This is a genomic window from Paenisporosarcina sp. (assembly GCF_049671445.1).
Taxonomy (GTDB): Bacteria; Bacillota; Bacilli; order Bacillales_A; family Planococcaceae; genus Paenisporosarcina.
The window spans coordinates 37227-57462 of sequence record NZ_JBATUX010000036.1; the positions used below are offsets into that span (position 1 = coordinate 37227).

General features: G+C 36.8%; 21 protein-coding genes. 9 read left to right on the forward strand and 12 right to left on the reverse strand.

Going from position 1 to position 20236, the window contains the following annotated elements:
* Window positions 1–43: 43 nt before the first annotated feature.
* From WBG45_RS05755 to WBG45_RS05780, 6 genes are all read right to left on the reverse strand, one after another.
* Complete coding sequence (locus WBG45_RS05755; protein WP_424412823.1) at window positions 44–1156, reverse strand: alpha-hydroxy-acid oxidizing protein; 1113 nt, start codon at window positions 1154–1156, stop codon at window positions 44–46.
* 141 nt (window positions 1157–1297) lie between these two features.
* Window positions 1298–2008: an ABC transporter ATP-binding protein gene (locus WBG45_RS05760; protein ID WP_424412824.1), complete on the reverse strand. Its 711-nt coding sequence runs from the start codon at window positions 2006–2008 to the stop codon at window positions 1298–1300.
* Complete coding sequence (locus tag WBG45_RS05765) at window positions 2001–2774, reverse strand: ABC transporter ATP-binding protein (RefSeq protein ID WP_424412825.1); 774 nt, start codon at window positions 2772–2774, stop codon at window positions 2001–2003. The genes WBG45_RS05760 and WBG45_RS05765 overlap by 8 nt, the downstream gene beginning before the upstream one ends.
* Complete coding sequence (locus WBG45_RS05770; RefSeq protein ID WP_424412826.1) at window positions 2746–3726, reverse strand: branched-chain amino acid ABC transporter permease; 981 nt, start codon at window positions 3724–3726, stop codon at window positions 2746–2748. Before WBG45_RS05770 ends, WBG45_RS05765 begins: the two co-directional genes overlap by 29 nt.
* A 4-nt stretch (window positions 3727–3730) precedes the next feature.
* Complete coding sequence (locus WBG45_RS05775) at window positions 3731–4615, reverse strand: branched-chain amino acid ABC transporter permease (RefSeq protein ID WP_424412827.1); 885 nt, start codon at window positions 4613–4615, stop codon at window positions 3731–3733.
* Window positions 4616–4765: 150 nt separating this feature from the next.
* On the reverse strand, window positions 4766–5914 hold the full coding sequence (locus WBG45_RS05780) for an ABC transporter substrate-binding protein (RefSeq protein WP_424412828.1): 1149 nt from the start codon (window positions 5912–5914) through the stop codon (window positions 4766–4768).
* 453 nt (window positions 5915–6367) lie between these two features.
* Here WBG45_RS05780 and WBG45_RS05785 point away from each other — a divergent pair, with 453 nt between their 5' ends.
* Complete coding sequence (locus WBG45_RS05785) at window positions 6368–7297, forward strand: dipeptidase (RefSeq protein WP_424412850.1); 930 nt, start codon at window positions 6368–6370, stop codon at window positions 7295–7297.
* On the opposite strand, the gene WBG45_RS05790 is transcribed toward WBG45_RS05785, so the two are convergent.
* Entirely contained in the window at window positions 7282–7656 is a 375-nt protein-coding gene (locus tag WBG45_RS05790) for a DUF3899 domain-containing protein (protein ID WP_424412829.1), read from the reverse strand. The two genes, WBG45_RS05785 and WBG45_RS05790, sit on opposite strands and share 16 nt — an antisense overlap.
* 138 nt (window positions 7657–7794) lie before the next feature.
* On the opposite strand from WBG45_RS05790, the gene WBG45_RS05795 reads away from it, so the two are divergent.
* From WBG45_RS05795 to WBG45_RS05810, 4 genes are all read left to right on the forward strand, one after another.
* Window positions 7795–9432 (forward strand): peptide ABC transporter substrate-binding protein, encoded by a 1638-nt coding sequence (locus WBG45_RS05795; protein WP_424412830.1) that lies wholly within the window; start codon window positions 7795–7797, stop codon window positions 9430–9432.
* A gap of 96 nt (window positions 9433–9528) precedes the next feature.
* A complete protein-coding gene (opp3b, locus tag WBG45_RS05800; protein WP_024533809.1) occupies window positions 9529–10461 on the forward strand; it encodes an oligopeptide ABC transporter permease in 933 nt (310 codons plus the stop codon).
* Window positions 10458–11516, forward strand: a complete 1059-nt coding sequence (gene opp3C / locus WBG45_RS05805) for an oligopeptide ABC transporter permease (protein ID WP_424412832.1) — start codon at window positions 10458–10460, stop codon at window positions 11514–11516. The genes opp3b and opp3C overlap by 4 nt, the downstream gene beginning before the upstream one ends.
* 13 nt (window positions 11517–11529) lie before the next feature.
* Complete coding sequence (locus tag WBG45_RS05810; protein ID WP_424412834.1) at window positions 11530–12549, forward strand: ABC transporter ATP-binding protein; 1020 nt, start codon at window positions 11530–11532, stop codon at window positions 12547–12549.
* A gap of 476 nt (window positions 12550–13025) precedes the next feature.
* Here the strand turns inward: WBG45_RS05810 and WBG45_RS05815 are convergent, their stop codons facing one another.
* The 4 genes from WBG45_RS05815 to WBG45_RS05830 form a co-directional block, all read right to left on the reverse strand.
* Window positions 13026–13733: a GNAT family N-acetyltransferase gene (locus WBG45_RS05815; RefSeq protein ID WP_424412836.1), complete on the reverse strand. Its 708-nt coding sequence runs from the start codon at window positions 13731–13733 to the stop codon at window positions 13026–13028.
* Window positions 13734–14066: 333 nt separating this feature from the next.
* Window positions 14067–15059, reverse strand: coding sequence for a M23 family metallopeptidase (locus WBG45_RS05820; protein ID WP_424412837.1), 993 nt, complete (start codon window positions 15057–15059; stop codon window positions 14067–14069).
* A 155-nt stretch (window positions 15060–15214) separates the two neighbouring features.
* A complete protein-coding gene (locus tag WBG45_RS05825; protein WP_424412839.1) occupies window positions 15215–15916 on the reverse strand; it encodes a gamma-glutamyl-gamma-aminobutyrate hydrolase family protein in 702 nt (233 codons plus the stop codon).
* Window positions 15917–15962: 46 nt separating this feature from the next.
* Complete coding sequence (locus WBG45_RS05830) at window positions 15963–16865, reverse strand: aldo/keto reductase (protein WP_424412841.1); 903 nt, start codon at window positions 16863–16865, stop codon at window positions 15963–15965.
* Between the two features lie 213 nt (window positions 16866–17078).
* Here WBG45_RS05830 and WBG45_RS05835 point away from each other — a divergent pair, with 213 nt between their 5' ends.
* On the forward strand, window positions 17079–17618 hold the full coding sequence (locus WBG45_RS05835; RefSeq protein ID WP_424412843.1) for a DUF402 domain-containing protein: 540 nt from the start codon (window positions 17079–17081) through the stop codon (window positions 17616–17618).
* A gap of 67 nt (window positions 17619–17685) precedes the next feature.
* Here the strand turns inward: WBG45_RS05835 and WBG45_RS05840 are convergent, their stop codons facing one another.
* Complete coding sequence (locus WBG45_RS05840; protein ID WP_424412844.1) at window positions 17686–17871, reverse strand: hypothetical protein; 186 nt, start codon at window positions 17869–17871, stop codon at window positions 17686–17688.
* Between the two features lie 185 nt (window positions 17872–18056).
* Here WBG45_RS05840 and WBG45_RS05845 point away from each other — a divergent pair, with 185 nt between their 5' ends.
* From WBG45_RS05845 to WBG45_RS05855, 3 genes are all read left to right on the forward strand, one after another.
* A complete protein-coding gene (locus tag WBG45_RS05845; RefSeq protein ID WP_424412846.1) occupies window positions 18057–19385 on the forward strand; it encodes a D-serine ammonia-lyase in 1329 nt (442 codons plus the stop codon).
* A 131-nt stretch (window positions 19386–19516) separates the two neighbouring features.
* Window positions 19517–19756 carry a small acid-soluble spore protein Tlp gene (tlp, locus tag WBG45_RS05850; protein ID WP_024533818.1) on the forward strand — a complete coding sequence of 80 codons (240 nt, stop codon included), beginning with the start codon at window positions 19517–19519 and terminating at the stop codon, window positions 19754–19756.
* A 155-nt stretch (window positions 19757–19911) separates the two neighbouring features.
* Window positions 19912–20127, forward strand: a complete 216-nt coding sequence (locus WBG45_RS05855) for a small, acid-soluble spore protein tlp (RefSeq protein WP_424412848.1) — start codon at window positions 19912–19914, stop codon at window positions 20125–20127.
* Window positions 20128–20236 lie beyond the last annotated feature (109 nt).

Below are 20236 nucleotides of genomic sequence, written 5' to 3' on the forward strand. Positions count from 1 at the left end.
GATAATTTGCTTAGATTTTGATGAATGAGACTATGAAAAGGGTTTACTTCTTCTTGCAAATGATGGAATAGTCGACATGTTTCATGGATGAGAAACCTGATAATGCTAATGAAACATCAATATCATTTATAAAGTCTTTTAATACATGTCGAATTCCTTGTTCTCCACCTACGGCTAACCCATAAACAAAAGGTCGACCTAGTAACACCGCATCTGCACCGAGGGCTTTCGCTTTAATGACATCAGATCCTCTTCTAATCCCACTATCTAGCAAGATAGGTACTACTCCTTGAATTACTTCTGCAATAGAAGGTAACGCTTCAAGGGAAGAAATGCAACCATCTAACTGTCTACCTCCATGATTGGAAACAATAACACCATCAACTCCATAATGTAATGCTTTACGTGCATCTTCTTCATGAAGAATTCCTTTTAATAAAACGGGTAGCTTCGTGTGATTTTTAATCATTCGCAAATCATCCCATGATAAGGCTGGGTTAAATATCACATCTACTATTTTCCCAATGACATCTGGATCATCACTAGTAGGATTACTGCCTAATCGACTTTGGAAAACAGGGTCATGTAAATAATTTGCAGATCCTTTTCCTAGTTTCAGAGGAGAATATCCATTGTTTAAGTCACGTTCCCGATTTCCTAAAAGAGCCGTATCGACTGTAATGACAATAGCTGAATACCCCGATTCCTCCGCACGTTTTACCATACTTAATGCCAATTCTACATCCTTAGACCAATACAATTGAAACCAACGTGGCGTCGTTCCGAGATTCGCTGCTATCTCTTCTAAAGAATAAGATGATAACGTACTGGCGATATAAGGGACATCATGATGTGCGGCAGCTCTTGCCGATGCCAGTTCACCATCTGGATGAAATATGCTCTGTACACCTACAGGGGCAATCGCAAAAGAAGAAGGGAAGGTTGTTCCTACGATTTGTGTTGAGGTATCCCTTGTGCTGACGTCATTCAATACTCGAGGCACCAGATGCCACTTTTCAAAGGCATTGACATTAGCTCGTAACGTACTCTCTGCACCAGAACCACTATTTACATAAGTAAAAGGCCCTTTTTCAATCGATTCAGAAGCCATGTGTTCTAAAAGTTCTATGGAGTGTGGGAATTCGAAATTTAACATTGAATTTGTCATAAGTTTATTCCTTTCCTAAAAGCTTTTACTTAGTATAGGTGACGACAATTGGTCTTTCAATATAATTAACGGAATTTTCTATTAAAATATGAAAAGAAAAACTCCGAGAGTATTCGGAGTTTTTCTTTGTTAACTTGATTTTTTTCCAAGATAGGCTTCAACAATTCGACTATCGTCTAAAAGATTTTTTGCCTCTCCGTCTATTATTACTTTGCCTGTCTCCATTACGTAGCCATAGTCAGCTACTTTTAGCGCTTGTTTTGCATTCTGCTCTACTAAAAGAACTGTCGTTCCTGTAGCCTTAATTTCTCGTATCATTTTGAAAATATCAGCTACGATAAGTGGTGCCAGTCCCATAGAAGGCTCATCTAACAATAAGAGTTTAGGTTTTGAAAGCAATGCACGAGCAATAGCTAACATTTGTTGTTGTCCTCCTGAAAGAGTACCACCAAGCTGTTCACTACGTTCCTTTAAAATAGGAAACTGCTCCATTACTTGTTCTATGTCTTTTTTAATATCATGATCATTCCGATGGTAGGCACCCATTTCTAGGTTTTCTAAAACGGTCATCGTTGATAAAATGGCTCGACCTTCAGGAACAAGGGCAATCCCTTTTCTCAGTAGTTGATCAGGTCTTAGCCCTGTGATATTTTCTCCTAAAAACTCTACAGTTCCTGTTTTAGGTTTTAATAAGCCAGCAATTGTCTTCATTGTTGTTGTTTTACCTGCACCATTTGCACCAAGAATCGTAACGACTTTTCCTTGTTCTACTTCAAGGCTAACGCCTTTTAAGGCTTGTATTTTTCCGTAAAAAGTTTCAATTCCCGTGACTTTAAGCAATTTGATCGTCCTCCTCTGAACCGAGGTATGCTTCAATAACTTCTTGGTTGTTCTGAATTTCTTCAGGTGTGCCTTCTGCAAGTTTTTTCCCGAAATTTAATACCGCGATTCGATCACATAGTTTCATTACAAATGGCATATCATGCTCGATTACTAACACGGTAATGCCTCGTTGCTGTACTTTTTTAATTAAATCGAATAAGTTTTCGGTTTCGGTTTCATTCATGCCAGCGGCAGGCTCATCTAGCAGGAGAAGGCTCGGGTTGCTAGCTAATGCTCTTGCAATTTCAAGTCTTCTTTGTTGTCCGTATGCTAAGTTTTCTGCAATAACATCTTCATAGCTTGATAAACCGACTAGTTGTAAGAGCTCTGTTGCGACCTTATGAGTGCTTTCTTCTTCGTTGCGTTGAGATTTTGTGCGAAAAACACTACTTAAAACGCCCGATTTACTGCGGCAATGTCCTCCTACTAATACATTTTCTAAAACCGTCATTTGAGAGAAAAGACGAATGTTTTGGAAGGTGCGACAAATGCCTTTATCGGTAATTTTATGTGGTTTAATACCTGATATCTTTTCGCCAAGAAAATTAATTTCTCCTGAAGTTGGAAGGAACATGTTCGTAATAACATTGAACATCGTTGTTTTTCCAGCTCCATTAGGCCCAATAAGCCCAAATATCTCACCTTTATTAATTTTAAAAGATACATCCGTTAAGGCGGAGATTCCGCCAAAGTTCTTAGTTATGTTTTTTAGTTCCAGTACCATGGTCGGTCCCCTTTCTAAACATAATCATTTTTTTAACCCATTTCAAAAATGACACGTCGATAATCCCTTGAGGGCGGAAAGCCATCATTAAGATAAGAATTACACCATAAATCATATAACGATATTCACTTATGGCGCGTAATGCCTCTGGCAAAATTGTCATAAATGTTGCTCCAAATATGGCACCCCAGATTACTTCACTACCACCAAAAACTGCGAAAATAAGTATTTCTATTGCGCGATGGTAAGCAAAGTCAGCTGGACTGATATACGCCATAACATGTGCATATAAAGCACCAGCAAATCCAGCTAAAAGTGCTCCTTGAGTAAATGACAATACTTTATAATAAGTAATGTTAATCCCCATAGATTCTGCAGCTTTCTCATCCATTTTAATCGCTGCAAATGCACGTCCAACACGAGATTTGTTTTGTCTAATAAAGAACCATACGAGTAAAATATTGATTACTACTAATAGGGAAAGGACCATTAGGTAAACAACTTGATTGTTCCTTAAGCCCAGCATCTCAGGCTCAAAACCCATAGCTGTTACTGTTTTTAAGAGTTCTCTACCTAGATGTGGAACACCTGATAAACCCACTGCTCCTTGCGTAACTGATTCCCAGTTAACAAAGATTACCCGAATGACTTCTCCGAAGCCGAGTGTGGCGATTGCTAAATACACTCCTGACAATCTGAGGGCTGGAATCCCAATTAGAATTCCAAATATACCTGCAACTAATGCACCTATAATAACTCCAATGAAAATGGGTAATTCAAAGTGAATCGTTAACAATGCAGAGGTGTAAGCCCCGATGCCCATAAAACCAGCATTTCCTAATGATAATTGCCCAGAAGAAAGGGTTATGTATATGCTTAGTCCTAAAATGATATTAATCATAATAAAGGAAGCAATTTGTAAATGATATGGATTTAGTAATTCTCCTAACATAACATCACCTTCCTGCCTCAGAGGTATTTTTACCGAAGAGCCCCTGTGGTCTTAATAGAAGAACAAAAATGATTGTAATAAAGGCTACAGCATCACGATATCCTGAATCCCCGTATGCAACAATCATCGTTTCGGATACGCCAAGAAGCAATCCTCCTGCCATCGCACCTTTGACATTCCCCATACCACCTAAAATGATAATGGCTAATCCCTTAAGTCCCATTGATAATCCCATTTGAGGGTTTACAGAGTTAAACGCCATTCCCACTAAAATTCCTGCTATCCCACCAAGTGCAGAAGCAATAATAACAGTCGTTGTGATGGTTCTTTTCGTATTCACACCAAGGAGACTGGCTGTTTCTAGATTTTCCGCAGTTGCACGAAGAGCTTTTCCGGCTTTTGTTTTTGAAAGCCAATATGACAGGATCAACATTAACGCGATTGAAATAACAAATATTAAAATCTGTACAATGTATATGGTAATTGAACCAATCTGAATTTGGATTTCTGCAAAGGAATTACGGAAAGGATGATTCCCTGCGCCAAATATATGATGAGACAAATTTTCTAGTAAAATAGATACGCCGATCGTACTTATTAATGGTGCAAGATGCGAAACGCCTTGCTTGCCACGAAGAGGACGTAATGCAATTCGTTCGAGCATATATCCTAAAATCGCTGTTACGGCGATTGCTGCGATAAACGCAATCCACAATGGCAAACCTAAAACACTAGTAACCAAAACCCCGATAAATGCACCAATCATGAATATTTCACCATGTGCCATATTAATGATCCCAAGTACACCGAATACAAGAGTGAACCCAAGGGCAACAATTGCATAAATGCTTCCTAGTGTTAATCCATTAATTAGTTGCTCTAATAACAAGATAAATCACCCTTTACCTTATGAATTTTAATTTTTAATGGGGACTAGGAGGTTTACATTATTAAGTAAATGGCAAAAGCAATGTGCTTTTGCCATTTAATCAAATTAGACTTTACGCTTCCAAATGTAAGACTCCGAAGCCCGTTAAATTTACTCGAATAATTGGAACTTGCCTTCTTTGATTACAAGGACCGTTGGCTCCATTACTACGTCTCCTTCTTCGTCAAAGGAGAATTTACCAAGTACTCCGTCTAAATCTTTAATTTCTGCAAGAGAATCTCGAAGAGCATCACGATCAGCTTCACCAGCATTTTTTAAGCCTTCTGCCATGATATAAAGTGCATCATAAGCTTGTGCAGCAAATTGGTCTGGTTTAGAACTGTATTTTTCTTCATATTTCTTTACAAATTCTTGTACTTTAGGTTCGTCTTTTTCTCCAAACCACGGTGTTGCAACAATTAGTCCTTCTGAAGCGTCTCCAGCAATTTCAATAACTTGAGGAGAGTTAAAGCCATTTCCGCCAACAAATGGTACATCAATTCCCATTTTTCTTGCTTGGTCCATAATTACCGCGCCTTCGTTATAAAGAGCTGAAGCTAAAATTAAGTCTGGTTTAAGGTCCTTAATTTTTGTTAGTTGTGCATTATAATCCGACTGGCCTTTTTGGAAAGTTTCAATTGTTAAAATATCAAGTCCCATGTTTTCTGCTTCTTTTTTCATTGTGTCATAGCCAGACTTTGTAAATAAATCGTCATTTCCGTAAAGAATAGCAACCGTCTTCGCATCATTGGCAGCTACCGCTTTTTCCAAAGCAGCAGGGATAGCTAACGATTCAGGTAAAGAATTTCTAAATACATAATCTCCAATTTGAGGAATTCCAGCTGCTGTAGTAGAAGTACCCAAAATCGGAATTCCGTTTAAGTCAGCTTCTGGACCAACAACATTCATTTCTGTGCTTAAAGTTGGTCCTAATAAAGCCACAATGTCATCATCACTCATTAATTTTTGAGCAACTGTTAATGCCTGCTCTTGTTTACCTGCTGAGTCTTCAATAACAAGTTCAATTTTCACGTCACCTTTTTCATTAATTTCTTCTAGTGCTAAGTTGAAACCATTCGTAATTGCTTCACCATATGCTGCACCAGGTCCAGTTAAGTACGAAATTACTCCGATTTTCGCTGACACAGTACCATCAGCATTTGTTGAATCTCCTTCACTATTTGTCCCGCTACAAGCTGCTAATAAAATTAGCATGAAAACAGAGATTAATAGAGATGTTTTTTTAGCGATTTTTCTCATTCTTCTACCCCCAAATATTATTAGAATTTTATAACTAGTCTCTATTAAATGACATTAATTCGACAAAGTAAAGGTATTTTACAGAATTATTAGAATTTTAATTATTTTAGAAAAGTAATTGAAGAAGAAAAATGAATGTTTTAGCGTATAGCCAATAAAGTTTGTCTGGACGTAGGGAATTATAAGAAAGAAAACGGAATTAGAGCTAAAGGGTGTTGGGGCAATATGAGGAAAAGCAACAGTCAGATTTTTGAATCTACTAATCAATAAAAAGGAAATATCGATAAAGTAACGAAGTGTATGTATATCAAAACAAGATGTTAGTGATATGAATTGATGTAAACGCGTACGAGTGTATGTGTCAAGACACTATAATAGAAGGAAAAAATTGAGAGTTAAACAAAAGTCCTTCTAATAATGCAAAAACCTCATGTAAAGAAAGGATTGGATATGTTGAATATTATTGATATGCATAGTGATGCTTTATTGAAACTCTACCAAACTCAAGGTGAAATCCAATTTAAAGACGCCGCAGAATTAGAAACGAATATGGAACGATTAAAAAAAGGCAAGGTGAAAGTACAAGCTTTTGCTGTTTTTATTTATCCAGATATTAAAGCAGAACAAAAATTTCAAGTAGCCCTTGATCAAATCCATTACTTTTACACAGATGTCCTCGGAAACAATCCAAATATGAAATTAATAAAAGAATGGTCAGATATTGAACACTTGAAAGAGAATGAGATTGGGGCTTTATTAACACTTGAAGGGGTCGATGCAATTGGCAATGATATTAAAAAGTTCTCGATCCTATATCAATTAGGGGTACGATCTGTTGGACTTACATGGAATAATGCGAATTTAGCGGCAGATGGAGCACAGGAAAAACGTGGTGCAGGATTAACTACTTTTGGAGAAGAGATCGTTGCATTTAACAATGAACATAAGATGTTTACAGATGTTTCCCATTTATGTGAGAAGGCATTTTGGGATGTGATGAACGTAGCGAAATATCCTATTGCTAGTCATTCAAACTCGAGGGCTATTATGAATCACGTGAGAAACCTATCAGACCAGCAAGCGAAAGCGATGTTTGAAAAGGATGCAATGGTTCACATGGTGTATTGTCCTCAGTTTGTAAAGGACAAGGAGAATGTGACAATCGCAGATTTAATCGAACACATTGACCATTTCTGCTCCATAGGCGGCGAAAAAAATATTGGACTTGGATCCGATTTTGATGGAATCACAACAAAAATTATGCAATTGGAAGATGCATCGATGCAACAAAATCTATTAAATGAACTTTTAAAAAATAATTACTCGGAAGAGCTTGTAAAAGGTTTTGCTTATGAAAACTTTATGCGTCATCTTCCGAAGTAATAAATGACTGCCGAAGCGAGAAAACCGACTGTGCTGAAAAGGAGGCCAATCTCGAAAAAGCTTTTCTTATTGGGAAAGCTTTTATCATAATTAACAGTGTCAGTCGAGCGTTTTTCACTTTCTCGTATAAGTTGTTCCTTTTTATTAATGCGACTATAAAAATGTTTGAAACTTTTGATAAAGGCACTGAAAAATTCAGCTTCAATCAAAACAATGATTGCGTAAATAACTAAAAGTAAAAGACCGACTAAAAAAAGGGAATCCAACCATTTACTTAGACTCCAAGATGGATGTAACAAAAAAGATAGGGACAAAGAAACGACTAACGAAATGGTAATTAGAATGTTTCTGAAATTCATAGTTCAACTTTCCTTTCTTGATATTCTTATACATTACCATAGGGCAAATATTTTCTGAAAATTTGATTATTGAATTGCTTTATATAAAAATAACATTTATGATTGTTAAAAATTGAGAAAAAAATTGGGGGCAAGAAGATGAGGAGAAAGATAAAAAATTCAGCTTTAACGCTGGGTATGGCAACGGCACTACTATTATCTGGATGTAACTTTAGTAATTCTACAGAAAAAGTTGATGAGAATAATGATACTAAAGTTAGTCAAACGTTAAATGTCACTGAGCCTGCCGATGTACCTACACTTGATTCGACAAAAGCGCATGATGGTATTGCATTTACAGTATTAAATAATGTAAATGAAGGATTGTATCGTCAAGATGAAAATAATTTACCCATAAAAGCTTTAGCTACAGAACACAAAGAAAGCGAAGATAAAGTCGTACACACATTCACATTACGTGAGTCTAAATGGAGTAACGGTGAGCCAGTTAGAGCTCAAGACTTTGAATTCGCATGGAAACGAGTAATGAAAGATAACAGTCCATACGCGTTCATGTTCGTAACGGCTGGGATTAAAAATGCTGAAGCCATTTTGAATGCAGAAAAAGATGCAGATGAACTTGGAATTAAAGCAATTGATGATATGACACTTGAAGTAACATTAGAAGCAGCAAATCCATTGTTCCAAACATTGTTAACGTTCCCGACTTTCTTGCCGCAAAACCAAAAATTCGTTGAAGAAAAAGGCGATCAATATGCACTTGAAGCTGATGGCATTTTATTCAATGGACCATTCAAACTTGTAGAATGGACACATGAGCAAGGCTGGAAATATGAAAAGAACGAAGATTACTGGGATGCAGAAGCAGTTAAATTGGATAACATCAACGTCTATGTTGTAAAAGATCCATCTACTGGAACTAACCTTTACGAGACTGAAAAAGTAGATCGCGTTGAATTAAGTTCCGCTTTAGTAGACCAATATAAAGATGATGAAAACTTCCAAATTTTAAAAGAATCAGGACTGGTGTTCCTACGTTTCAATCATAACCATCCTGTATTAGGCAATAAAGATGTTCGTAGAGCAATTAATATGGCCATTGATAAAAAAGGCCTTACAGATGTTATTTTAAAAGACGGTTCTTCTCCTTTAAATGGTGTAGTTCCAGAAGGTTTCTATAACTCTCCCGATGATAAAGACTACCGTGAACTTAATGGAGACTTTAACACAGGTACAGTTGAAGAAGCACAAGAGGCTTGGGCAAAAGGCTTAAAAGAATCGGGTCAAAAAGATGTAACAGTTTCAATTAACATTGCCGATTCAGATGACCAAAAGAAAGTGGCTGAATACATTCAAGCACAACTGGAAGATAATCTTCCAGGATTCAAATTGGAAATTAAAGCTGTTCCATTCGCACAACGTCTAGAAATTGAAAAAGCAGTTGAATATGATTTATCACTATCTTCTTGGGGTCCAGATTACAGTGACCCGATGACTTATCTTGATATGTGGTTAAAAGACGGATCAGCTAACCGTATGGATTACCACAATCCGGAACTTGATAAACTAGTAACACAAGCAAGAGTAGAATCTGATTTAACAAAACGTTACCAAATGTTGTTAGAGATTGAAAAAATCTTGTTAGAAGAAGATGCAGCAATAGCGCCACTTTATCAATCGGGTGAATCCATCCTTATAAGAGATAAAATCAAGGGTGTTCTTGTCCATCCAACTGGTGCAGAATTTACGTATAAGTGGGCTTCAATCGAAGAATAAAGTAGTGGTTATACAGCTAAAAGTACGAGGGTGTAGCCGAGTTTCGGCACACCCTCGTTTTGAATTTTACGCACCTTATAGAATAGGGGAGTTTGAATGAAGCGATACCTAGTAAAGCGAATTGGTTATATGTTAGTAACACTTTTTGTCATCGTCACCATCACTTTTTTCTTAATGCAACTTCTTCCCGGAACCCCCTTTACAAACCCGGAAAAATTAACAGACCAACAAATGACCATTCTTAATGCAAAATACGGACTCGATCAACCAGTCGGAATTCAATACATACGATACTTAGGAAATTTAGTACAAGGAGATTTAGGATATTCTTTTCAACATGAAGGAAGAACAGTTTCAAGTATGATCAGTGATCGAATTGGTCCGTCTGCTTTCATTGGGTTGCAGGCGCTGATATTTGGAGCGGTGATTGGATTAATACTTGGGATAATTTCAGCATTAAAACATAATTCGGTTTTTGACTATGGTTCTGTGGCAGTAGCAGTTATCGGCATGTCCATTCCATCTTTCGTTTTTGCGGCATTACTTCAATATTATGTAGGCGTAAAGCTAGAATGGTTACCTGTCGCTTTATGGGAAGGTTATTCCAGTACGATATTACCTTCGTTTGCCTTGTCCGTAACGGTCACAGCAACCGTTGCCAGATTTATTCGCAGTGAGATGCTTGAAGTACTCGGACAAGATTATGTTATAACGGCGAGAGCTAAAGGAATGACTGAAAATCAAGTTATTGTTAAACACGTCATTCGAAATGCGCTTATTCCGGTCGTAACTATGTTAGGACCACTTGCTGTATCTATCATGACTGGAACATTAGTTATTGAAAAAATATTTTCTGTACCCGGTCTTGGAGAACAGTTTACACTTTCAATCCTAGTTCTCGACTATAGCGTTATTATGGGGATAACAATTTTCTACAGTGCCCTATTTATATTTGTGGTCTTTTTAGTCGATATAATTTACGGGTTTTTGGATCCTCGAATTACGTATAACGGGGGGGAATCAGCATGAAAAACTCACACGAAAAAGAGTTAGCACAAAAAGAAATTCAAACGCAGAACGCTTATATCCCTGAAGAAATTACAGATGATATGTTTGTAAAAGCACCACTTGATCCGAAAAAAAGTGAGGAAATTGGGACTCCTTCCGTATCGTTCTGGAAAGAAGCCTTTCAACGACTTGCCAAAAATAAAGGATCAATGATTTCATTGGTTTTATTAGTATTGCTAATTATTTTGGCCATTATAGGCCCAAGCTTAAATGACTTTACATATCGTGGTCAAAATATTGAACACTCTAATATGCCTCCTAAGATGCAAGGTTTAGAATGGTTAGGGTTTGACGGAAAAGATGCTAGAGGGATTGACCAATACGCAGAGAAAAATGTTGAAACCAACTATTGGTTTGGAACAGATGAATTTGGTCGTGATTTATGGACACGTGTTTGGAAAGGTACACAAATTTCTCTTTTCATCGCGGTAGTAGCTGCAGCACTTGATTTGATTATTGGCGTCATTTATGGAGGAATTTCCTCATTTTATGGGGGCAGAGTCGATAATATTATGCAACGTATTATTGAAATCCTTGTGGGGATACCAAACTTAATTGTTATCATCCTCTTCATTCTTATATTAGAACCTGGTATCAGGTCGATTATTTTAGCAATGATTATTACAGGATGGGTAGGAATGGCTCGAGTAGTTCGAGGTCAAGTACTGCAATTGAAAGGTCAAGAGTTTGTGCTAGCTTCAAGAACACTCGGAGCATCGAACCCACGTCTTATTTGGAAGCATATTTTACCCAATGTAATGGGGCCAATTATAGTAACAGTTATGTTTACAATTCCAACAGCCATATTCTTTGAAGCCTTTTTGAGCTTTATTGGACTTGGTTTACAGGCACCTCTTGCTTCACTTGGAGTGTTAATCGAAGACGGCTATAAGTCGATGCGTTATTTTTCATACAAGTTGATTTATCCTGCGATAATTATTAGTACGATTATGATTTGCTTTAACCTACTAGGTGACGGTTTGCGAGATGCACTTGATCCAAAAATGAGGAAATAGGGGAGGGTCCAATATGAAAAGAAATATACTGACGGTTGATAATTTACATGTGTCATTCAAGACCCAAACCGGAAAAATAACAGCTGTGCGTGGAGTGGATTTTGAACTGAACAAGGGCGAAACACTAGCGATCGTAGGTGAATCAGGATCAGGAAAATCAGTTACTGCAAAATCAATTATGCGCTTATTGCCAAAAAACAATACGGAAATCACAAAAGGCGACATTTTATATGAAGATAGAAGTTTATTAAATATTTCTCTTAAAGAAATGACAGAGATTCGGGGATCTGAAATTTCTATGGTTTTCCAAGATCCGATGACTTCGTTGAATCCAACAATGAAAATCGGAAAGCAAATCATGGAAGGTTTGCAAAAACATCAAAATTTATCAAAAGAGCATGCAAGGTCGCGTGCTCTAGAAATGTTGAAGCTCGTTGGCATCCCGAGTGCTGAAGCTAGGTTAGAAAATTACCCTCACCAGTTTTCCGGGGGAATGCGACAACGTGTTGTCATTGCGATGGCACTTGCTTGTAATCCTAAGGTTTTAATCGCAGACGAACCAACAACTGCACTCGATGTAACCATTCAAGCACAAATTTTAGACTTAATGAAGAACTTACAAAAGAAAATGGATACGTCCATTATTCTCATCACTCACGATTTAGGTGTCGTTGCGAATATGGCAGACCGAGTTGCTGTTATGTATGCTGGAAAGATTGTGGAGCAAGGAACACTTGATGAAATTTTCTATAATCCGCAGCATCCATATACTTTAGGACTTTTACAGTCGATGCCTAAGTTAAATGAAGATCGTGCCGTTCCATTACTGCCAATACCAGGTTCACCGCCTGAATTATCAACACTTGGAGAAGGGTGTGCATTTGCGGCAAGATGCCCACATACGATGAAAGTATGTCATCATTTCACACCTCAAGACACGGTGATTGAGAATGAACATACGGTGGCATGTTGGTTACAAGATGCTCGAACACCAAAGCAATACCTTCCGGAAACAGTTGAAGTGGCAAGGTGAATGTGATAAATAGTGAGTAAAAGTTGATTCTTAAAGATAAGCCGAAGTTTATCGATGATGGACTCTATCGTACATTTGCGAAAGCTGCATGTAACGCATGAGCCAAAGTTGTATTTAAGAATAAGAGAGAAGCTAAGTGACATGGTCACTTAGCTCCTTTTTTTGGCTTTAGAGGATGAAGCAGAAGTTTTTAATTCATAGCGACCCAAAAACTCCGTCAATCTAGAGGATCATTCTCGTGTTTAGCATTTAGTTGTAAATTTTGCGAGTTTAGTTGTAAAAATGGGGCATTTACTTGTAATTTTGAGCGACTTAGTTGTAAAAATCACCTGTTTAGTTGAAAAAGTAAAATAGTGGAAAATAATTAGAGGGGGAAGGATGCGCAAATTTTGCAACAAAGCTAAAAAACAAAAACACCTTCTACATCAACACTTGTGAATAAGTGTTGATGTAGAAGGTGTTTATATTGTTATTCATTACCTACGTCCAAAATTAATCCATTGAACTCCGTTACGATCTTCTAGTTGGAATCCGCGCCAACCTTCAGCAAGTTTGGCCTGTTGAGTTTCAAAATCATCTATTTGAATAAACATGACTTGATTCCATATCGGAGAATTGACTTCTTGCAAATCTTTCACAAAAATATAACGCATAAGTCCGCCATACTTTTCTTTCAGAGCCAAGATTTCCATTCCTTGTACGAACTTGTCTTTCAAACTAGGGATATTAGAAGTTGCAACCGTACAACAAACGTATCGATACTCATCATGTTGTTGAGATAATTCTTGCATAATAAGAATCGCTAGTGTTTTTTGCAGTTGATTACCACGGTATTCAGGCAAAACATTAGAAATCTCTTGATAAATTACTTGTTGTAACTCATCCACTTTCAAACCAATATCTAGTCCTAAATGTTCCTCGTCAATTAGAGGAACTAACAATGCCCGAAAGGCAATTAGTGTTTCGTCAACAAATGCTCCAATCATTAACCCGTTGCCATTTAATATAAATTCAAACTCCTGTTTTGAGAGAGGTTGTAATGATTGTTTATCTTTTAAAGAAAGAATTATTTGTTCTTGTACCGATACTATTTCGGACAAATGATCCAATGTTAAAGCCTGAACATAAAATGATTGCTCAAGTTGGTTGCTTTTTTTAATGGTTCCTTCAAATATGTGTTTCACATATTCGCCTCCTTTACCGCACTGCATCCTAAATTTCTGGAAACCTACGCAGTGTTTCTTCAGTTATTCTATTCTTAATTCTTTATTTATAGTCGAATGGAACATCATTCGTTCATTTGGAAAACCATAGTACTTAGTCGGAATTAAACTAATTATGTATGTTAGTTATATTATATACTGGAAATCGAAACTAAGGATATATTCTATATAGTTATACTTTTCTTAATAAAACATAAAGATGCATATATTGTGTCCAATAGTAAGATTTCCGAGACAATTTGACAGTGAAAAAGTCCAGCGGCTATCAAGCGTCTGGACCTAGATTTCTTATAATTATCGTGATGCTTTGCGATCTTGTTGTTCCCATCTTTTTAGTGAAGGATAAGGATCATATGCCCATTCTGTTCGTCCATTATATTTATACATGCCGTAATGAAGGTGGGGAGGAAAACGACCACTTGTCCATTTCTTCCCGTATCCTGTACTACCTACATAACCAATAATTGTCCCAGGTTTAATAATGTCGCCTTCTTTGATGTCTTTGCTAAAGCTGGAAAGATGAGCAAAGTAATGATACGTATTTTGGACATCTCGAATGCCTACTCGCCAACCGCCGTATTCATTCCAACCTTTTGTTTCGATCAATCCGTATGTGGTGGCTCGAACTGGGACACCATAAGAGGCAAATAAATCAGTACCTTCATGTATTCTGCGGCCACCCCAACCTCTTCTATCTCCCCAAGTACTTCGGTAGCTATAATCTTGATTAACTGGAAGAGGAAAGGCGTTTTGATCTAATTTTAATGTCTCAAAATGTTCGTAAATCTTTGCAATCGTCATAATTTGGTTTACTGTTTGTTCGTGCTTATAGTGTATCTGTAATCCTCGTTTGAATTCTTTTTCACTGTGTGAGTAATTGCTCAAGAAGTGAGCCATTGTCACCATTACATCGTCATCATTTGTTCTATCAGCGAATCCGTCATTATTTCCGTCCATCCCGTTTCCATCAAAAAAAGCGATGGATGAAGAGAGAGTATCATTTTTAATTGGATTATGAATACCTACCCAAAAATCATCAGAAAATTGTATAGCAACAGTTCCTTCTCTTTTTGGAATATCATTGCGCACTTGTTGAATGTTCCGTTCAAATTGATCAACTGCCGCTAAATAATACCAAGGCAATGTGATGCTTGAATACTTTGTATAGGTTTCCATCCGTTCATCCAAAATTTGTTCTCTTGTTTGTTGATCTGTTGCAGAAACAACGGAGGAACCAAGAAAGAAAAATGCGCTCATTATAAAAGTTAATTGAAAACATCGACTCAAACCAAATACCTCCTTTTTTCAATACATTTTATAGTTTTCCCATTCATCATATATTCATGAATAGAAAATGATGTAAAGAAGATTTTAGGTTAAAGTAACAAAAAACGGCCATTAAAGAATGGCCGCTTTCCAGAGTTTTTATAAAATTAATTAGGTTATTTTTCACATGACAAGATAAATGATTTAAAAATAGCTGTTGAAGCTAAATCGTTTTTCGCTAACAAACACTCAGGGTGCCATTGTAAGCCCATAACAAACGAATGAACTGTACTTTCAAAAGCTTCAATAATTCCGTCACTTGCCACTGCACATGCTTTAAAGTTGTTTGGAATTTCACGTACAGCTTGGTGATGAAAACTATTTACTTTAATCTTTTCTAGTTGGACGATATCACTTAGCATCGAACCTTTTAGAACTTTCACAAAGTGGGATGCATGTGTTCGTGGGGCAAGTTGAGTATGCTGCAACAGATTACTTTGCGATTGCATATAAATATCTTGGTACATATCCCCACCAATAGCGATATTCAGAATTTGCATGCCTCTGCAAATACCTAAAATAGGTTTATTAAGCTTAAGCATTTTTTCGATGACAGCTATTTCAAACTCATCTCTTTCAGGTGTAATACTTCCGAGATTTTTGTGTGGCTCTTCATTAAATAAAGTGGGGTCGATGTCTCCACCACCAGTTAAAAGTAAGCCATCAAGTAATTGGACAATACAATCGATTGCATCCCCTTCTATGTTTGGGAGGATTATAGGTACTCCTCCAAATTTGGTAATGGCCTGTATATAATCTGTAGGGACTGACAGAACATGTTCATTTAAACTTGAAGAAATACCGATAATAGGTTTCAAATGGTTAATTCCTTTCACTTAAGCTTTTGATTTAAAAGGTCTATAATTACGCAATTTCACGTTCCATTGCGACTTGCAAAATTTCAAACCACTGATCTCTCGATAGTGTTAAATTTAGTGCTCGAATCGCGGATTCAATACGATTCATTTTACCTGAACCAACTATTGGCATAATGTTTGCTGGGTGATTAAGTAACCATGCGTAAAGAACTTCGTCTATCCCTTGTGCACCGATTTCTCCAGCTATTCTCTCAAGCGTAATACGTAAATTCTTCGCTCTCTCATCATTAGAAGAGAAGATACTACCACCAGCTAGGGGAGACCAAGCCATCGGAGCAATTCTTTCTTCTTGGCAAAGATCTACAGTGCCATCTTCAAAGTTCTCAAGTTGATAAGCAGAAAGCTCAATTTGATTTGTAATCAGTGGGAAATCTAAATAAGATTGAAGCATTTTAAACTGTGAGCGTTTAAAATTTGAAACGCCAAATTGACGAACTTTGCCTTCAATTTTTAGCTGAGTGAATGCTTCTGCTACTTTTGCAGGGTCCATAAAAGGATCAGGTCGATGGATAAGTAAGACATCTATATAATCTGTTTGAAGGTTTTCAAGAGACTGATTTACTGACGAGATAATATGTTCTTTACTTGTATCATATGATTTAATACTATGTTCTGGACGATTATTAGAAATAAGTTTAATGCCACACTTCGTGACAATTTCCATTTCTTTTCGAAGCTCTGGTTTCAATGCAAGAGCGTCACCAAATTTTTTCTCACACGTATAATCCCCATAAATATCTGCGTGATCAAATGTTGTAATACCGGCATTTAAACATTCTTCAATGAGTGCAAGTACTTCTTCATTTGACATTTCCCACTCAGCTAACCGCCATAATCCGTGAATGATTCTAGAAAAAGATAAATCCTCTGTTAGTTCTACACGTTGCATTATTTTTTCCTCCAATATCGATTAGAATGATTAAGATATTTGTCTACGATTAACGTAACATAACTTGGTCAATAATGGCAGGAGTATACTATATTCAAATGTAAGAAATCTTGTTCATTCTGGATTATTTATGGTGAGTTTTAAACGTTGTTATAACTGAAGAAGTTAATTGGTATAATTAGGATAGGTAGTTTTATTTGGAGGGTGTAAGTATTGAAAAGGAAATACGGAGATCGCTCAGAATGGAAACGAGTTATTGATAGAGACTATACACAATCATTTTTTGATACTGAAGAATTTAAAGGGTATGTAACTTTAATAAAAGTTAATAAAGTTGCTGCTCCTTTATCTGCGAAATATGGGGAAGAAAAATTTTGTATTGTGGATGACGGCTATATTTGGCTACAACACTTTCCTACAAATAAACATCATTCGCTAACAACCATGTTTAACCACAAAGGTGAAATTGTACAGTGGTATATTGATATTTGTTATAGGAACGGCTTCAAAAATAATGTTCCTTGGTTAGATGATTTATATTTGGATATTATTGTTTTACCATCAGGTAAAGTTATTCAAAAAGATATTGATGAATTAGAAGAGGCTTTATCCAATGGAATAATTGATGACAATTTATATAAACTGGCTTGGGAAGAAACAAATGAAGTAATGAATTTAATTAAGCAAGGGAATTTCAATTTACTTGAAATGTCTAATACACACAAAGATCAATTGTTAAAATTACTAAATTAAATAGGCTCGGTTGACTTTCACGGTTGATTTTATAAAGAAGGAATCTGCGCGATTTCTGCGGACGAAGTTAGCGAAGCGATGCAGGAGCAATAAGTGTGCGACGAGTAACCGCAGGAGCAGTAGGTGTGCGACGAGTAACCACAGGAGCAATAAGTATGCGACGAGTAACCGCAGGAGCAATAAGTATGCGACGAGTAACCGCAGGAGCAGAGGTTTTCGCAGATTTCTTACTGTTTAATACATGAATTAACACACTATTAAAACCCCATACTAAATCATGTTGATGACTATTCGAAGGAGTGCATTTGCGCCTAGCATGCCGCTTGAGCGTCCAGCTCAAATGTTCAATAGACAACCGTACCGTTTAACGGGGCGATTATAAGAAGGTTTTTACATTTTACAGAGTTTCTTCAGGGACGTCGAGAAAGGATGACGAACATGGTTTTTGATCAAAAGGAAATAAATAAATGGATCCAAACATATCCAATATTACAACCTATTATTAATTTGGAACCGGTAGTATGGTTAAATCCTCATCTACAAAAGATGAATGAATTATCACCTCTTGCTGTTAATAAAGATGATATGGAAGAAGCAGCTCGTTTATGGCAGCGTTTCGCCCCATTTTTAGCTAATGAATTTCCCGAAACGAAAAAGACAAAGGGAATCATTGAATCTCCTTTAAGAAAAATAACTACTAGTAAAGATGAGTTTAACCGTTCACATCATGCCAACATACAAGGTGACCTTTATTTGAAATGTGACAACGAACTACCAATTGCTGGCTCGATAAAAGCTCGTGGCGGTGTATATGAGGTCCTTCATTATGCGGAAAAATTGGCAATTGAAGCGGGATTAGTTAACCAAAATGATGATTATATCGTTTTTTCAAGTGAGCAGTTTAAAGAGTTTTTCAAGCAATTTACCATTGGTGTTGGCTCAACAGGTAATTTAGGATTAAGCATTGGTATTATTGGTGCGAAGCTAGGCTTCCAGGTGTCCGTTTACATGTCTGCGGACGCAAAACAATGGAAGAAAGACTTGTTGAAGTCTAAAGGGGCTATTGTTCATGAGTTTAAAGGTGATTTTGGCGAAGCCATATTCACTGGCAGACAACTAACAATTAAAAGTCCAAATGGATATTTTGTAGATGACGAAAATTCCAAACATTTATTTCTAGGGTATAGTGTGGCAGCCATTCGACTGCAAAAACAACTAGACGACGAAGGGGTAATTGTTGATGCGGAGCATCCTTTATTTGTTTACTTACCATGCGGCGTCGGAGGTTCTCCTGGTGGGATTACTTTCGGATTAAGACAAGTTTTCGGTGACAATGTACATTGTTTCTTTGTAGAGCCAACTCATTCACCAGCTGTGTTAATCGGATTGTTAACCGGTGAAAAGGAAAAATTATGTGTTCAAGATTTTGGAATAGACAATTTAACTGAAGGAGACGGTCTCGCTGTTGGAAGACCTTCCTGTTTTGCATCGTCCATAAGTGAAAAATTAGTTAGCGGTATTTACACACTGGAAGATGATGAATTATTTAAATACTTAGCGATACTTGCCGATAGTGAAGGAATCTTTTTAGAACCCTCTGCCGCATCTGGCCTAGATGGTCCAGCGAGAATTTTAGCCTCAGAGTATGCACAACAACATAATTTAAATACTTCACAAGCTACACATATCGTCTGGGCAACAGGTGGAGCGCTAGTGCCAAAAGCCGACATGGAAGGGTTTTATAAAAAAGGTCGGAGTTTTATTTAATTTGTTTGAGACGCATCCAGTAGCTTAAACAGTGCTGGTTTTTTTGTTGTTTAAATTAATCATAAATACTTTTGATGAAATTGGGAACGCTATTTCTTGTACGATTTTTTTAAACTAAAGGAGGAAAATTAATGACACGTAACACCCCAAAACCAGATGATCGAACTGATAATGTTGAAAAGATTCAGGATACAGTAAAGAATACAATTGCTAATATGGAAGCTGCAGAAGAAACAATGGCTTTTACAGATGGAAGAGAACTTGAAGCACTTAAAGAGAAAAATGCACGACGTAAAGAAAGCATAAACGGTTTGCGAGAAGAAATAGTTGATGAAGCTACAGATCGTAAGAATGGATATTCTAAAAAATAGGTAAATAAATTAGAAAATCCAGCAGAGCATTGCTGGTTTTTTTTATGAGATTTAGCGTGGCGATTAGTGAAGCTTAATCTGAGTAAATAGATATGATGAAAATGGGAATAATATCGATTGAACGAGTTATTAAATAATAGAGGAGGAAAAATAGGATGCCTAGACCACTACCTAATGATTCAGCGGATAATGAAAAAAGGCTTAAGAATACAATAAATAATATGGAGGCAGCAGAAGAAGCAATAAACTTAGCTGACGGTAAAGAACGCGAGTTAATCAAAAAGGCAAATGAACGCCGAAAGGAAAGTATTGAGGGCTTGCGAAATGAAATTATCGAAGAAGATAAATCACGAATAAATGGTTATCTTTAAAAGCACTAAATAAAGAAAAGAATCCAGCAATTGCGGGATTCTTTTCTTTTCATTATTTTTATTAATGAACTGAAGCTAATTGTGGTGCTACATGTAAAGGAGGGGGAAT